Source organism: Streptomyces sp. NPDC001348, assembly GCF_053597535.1.
The window spans coordinates 80,385-83,010 of the sequence record NZ_JBSFIK010000041.1; the positions used below are offsets into that span (position 1 = coordinate 80,385).

The window sequence follows — 2,626 nt, forward strand, 5'->3', positions numbered from 1 at the left end:
ATGTTCTTCGTGTGCGGGGAGATGGCCGTCGACAACAAGGAGCTGCTGGCCAGGATGGCCGACGAGGGGCACCTGGTCGGCAACCACACCTGGACCCACCCGTTGCTCACCCAGCTGGACCGGGCGGAGATCCGCGACGAGATGGAGCGCACCAGCGACGTCATCGAGGACGGCTACGGCGAACACCCCCAATGGTTCCGCGCCCCCTACGGGGCCTGGAACCGTGCGGCCTTCCAACTGGGAGCCGAGATGGGCATGGAGCCGCTGGCCTGGACCGTCGACAGCCGCGACTGGACGACCCCCGGCACCGACACCATCGTCGACCGCATCGAGAACGGCGCCGGCCCCGGTGTCGTCGTCCTGTCGCACGACGCCGGGGGCGACCGCTCACAGAGCGTCAAGGCGCTGCGCAGGTACCTGCCGTACCTCCTCGACTCCGGCTACCACCTCACCGTCCCGCGCCGGCGCACCGGGTGACCGGACGAGCGCTCAGTGGACCTCGACCAGGCGGGCGAAGACGACGACGTTGCCGTCGTAGCCGTTCTGCTTGGAGAAACCTCCGCCGCAGGTGATGACCCGCAGTTCCGGTGTGCCCTTCGAGGCGTAGACGCGGTCGCCGGGGAAGTCCTTCTTCGCGAAGACCTCGACGCCGTAGATCTCGAACACGGCGATCTTCCCGTCGTGGCGTACGACCTCGACCCTGTTGCCCTTCTTCAGGGCCCCGAGTCCGTAGAACACGGCGGGGCCCTGGTTGTTGTCGACGTGGCCCACGATGACGGCGGTGCCCTTTTCCCCGGGGGAGACCGCACCGGTGAACGAGCCGGCCAGATTGGGGTTCTCCGGGGGCGGCGCGGCGACCCAGCCGTCCGAGTCCAGTCCGACCGGCACGACGGGGGCGTCGACCTGGATCGCGGGGATCCGGACCCGGTCGACCACGGAGAAGGGCAGCGGCGCGGGGGCGGCCGGAAACGCGCCGGCACTGACTCCGCTGTCCGCGGCCGCGGCCGACGCGGGTTGTGGCGGACCTGTGTCGAACTCTCCGGAGCCGTTGCGGATGAGTGCCAGACCGGTCAGCAGGACAAGCGCTATCACGCCCCACGGGGCGCGCTTCTTCCGCCGCTCCTCCTCTTCGGCCAGTGCGGCCGGGTCGGACGCAGACATTCGCCATCCCCTTTCGACGCGGCCGTCGATACGTCCCTCACGCATGGGAAAACGCTAAGTCCCCCGCGCACCGGCGGCGACGGGGCGATGGGCGAACGGGTGGCCCGAACGGATTCACCGTGCGCCATCCGAGTTGCCGTCCCCAGGAATTTTCTGACGGCCCATGACCTGCACAATCATCTGATTGTGCGCTCTTCTGCGCGGGTGGTCTCTCACCCGGACGGGCCATTCTCGACATGCGGGCGTGTTCCGTTCGTCCGAGGGTCTACACAGGAGGTGCTTTCTCGCCGATCGTCCGGGGACGGAACCCGGAGCGCCTCCCGCGGAGGATCACATGCGCAACTCTCGTGCCACGGCGGCCGTGTGCACCGCGGTCGCCGTCATCGGGCTCGCCGCCCCCGTGGCCGTCGCGGACGGCATGGGCAACGGGGGCGGACCGAGCAGCACCGACCTGGGCGGAGTGAGTGGTGTCGGCGGAGTGAGTGGTGTCGGCGGTGTGGGTGGTGTGGGCGGGGTGGGCGGCGTGGGGGGCGTGGTCGTCATCCCAGGCCAGGGCAACAACAACTTCCAGGGCAACAATCACTTCCCGGGCAACAACCAGGGCAACAGCAACTTCCAGGGCAACAACAACTTCCACGGCAACAACAACTTCCACGGCAACAACCAGGGCAACAATCACTTCCACGGGAACGACAACTTCCCGGGCAATGGCAACAACTTCCCGGGCAACGGGAACAACTTCCCGGGCAACGGGAACAACTTCCCGGGCAACGGGAACTTCCCCGGCAACGGGAACAACTTCCCGGGCAACGGCAACGGCAACGGCAACGGCAACGGCAACGGCAACGGCAACGGCAACGGCAACGGCATCGGCAACGGCGGTGGCAACGGCGGTGGCAAGGAGAACGACAACAACAACCTGGGCATGCGCAACATCGTCGCCACGCCCGGCGTCGTCGCCCCGGGCGGCCGGCTCACCGTCACGGTGGAAGGGTGCGACGGCGGCACCGTGTCGTCGCGGGCCTTCGCCACCGCCCCGCTGACCCCGCTCGGCAACGGCCTCTCCCGAGGCATCGTGACGAGCGGTCGGAACACCCGGCCCGGCACCTTCGACGTCACCGTCAACTGCAACGGCCGCACCCTGACGCGCCCGGGGGCCTTCACGGTCCTCGGCGGGGTACTGGGCGGTGTCGGTGGCAGCAGCTCCTCCGGGGCGACACCGGCCGACGTCGCCATCGGCGGCGGACTGCTGGCCGCGGCAGCGGTGGGCGGCGGCGTGGCCTGGCTGCGCCGACGGCGCGAGAAGCGGATCTGACCGGCGCAAGGGCGCTCCTCGCGCCGTCGGCGTGGGCCGGCGCCCCGCCTCCCTCCGCGTACGTCATCGCACACATCGCGCCACTCCGCCCTGCCCGCTGCCGAGGGCGCCGCTGCCGACGCGGCCGCCCTCCTTCGCGAACGTCGAGTA

General features: G+C 69.6%; 3 protein-coding genes. 2 read left to right on the forward strand and 1 reads right to left on the reverse strand.

Annotated features, from left to right (window positions below; translation table 11 throughout):
• The coding region (locus tag ACWC21_RS32855) for a polysaccharide deacetylase family protein (protein WP_450887164.1) at nt 1–477 on the forward strand (477 nt) is incomplete at its 5' end.
• Between the two features lie 12 nt (nt 478–489).
• Here ACWC21_RS32855 and ACWC21_RS32860 read toward each other — a convergent pair.
• On the reverse strand, nt 490–1,161 hold the full coding sequence (locus tag ACWC21_RS32860; protein ID WP_450887166.1) for a class F sortase: 672 nt from the start codon (nt 1,159–1,161) through the stop codon (nt 490–492).
• A 334-nt stretch (nt 1,162–1,495) separates the two neighbouring features.
• Here ACWC21_RS32860 and ACWC21_RS32865 point away from each other — a divergent pair, with 334 nt between their 5' ends.
• Complete coding sequence (locus ACWC21_RS32865) at nt 1,496–2,476, forward strand: hypothetical protein (protein WP_450887167.1); 981 nt, start codon at nt 1,496–1,498, stop codon at nt 2,474–2,476.
• Nucleotides 2,477–2,626 lie beyond the last annotated feature (150 nt).

Coding starts and splice junctions, on each gene's coding strand:
- ACWC21_RS32860 (WP_450887166.1), bottom strand. CDS start 1,161: ATGTCTGCGTCCGACCCGGCCGCACTGGCCGAAGAGGAGGAGCGGCGG.
- ACWC21_RS32865 (WP_450887167.1), top strand. CDS start 1,496: ATGCGCAACTCTCGTGCCACGGCGGCCGTGTGCACCGCGGTCGCCGTC.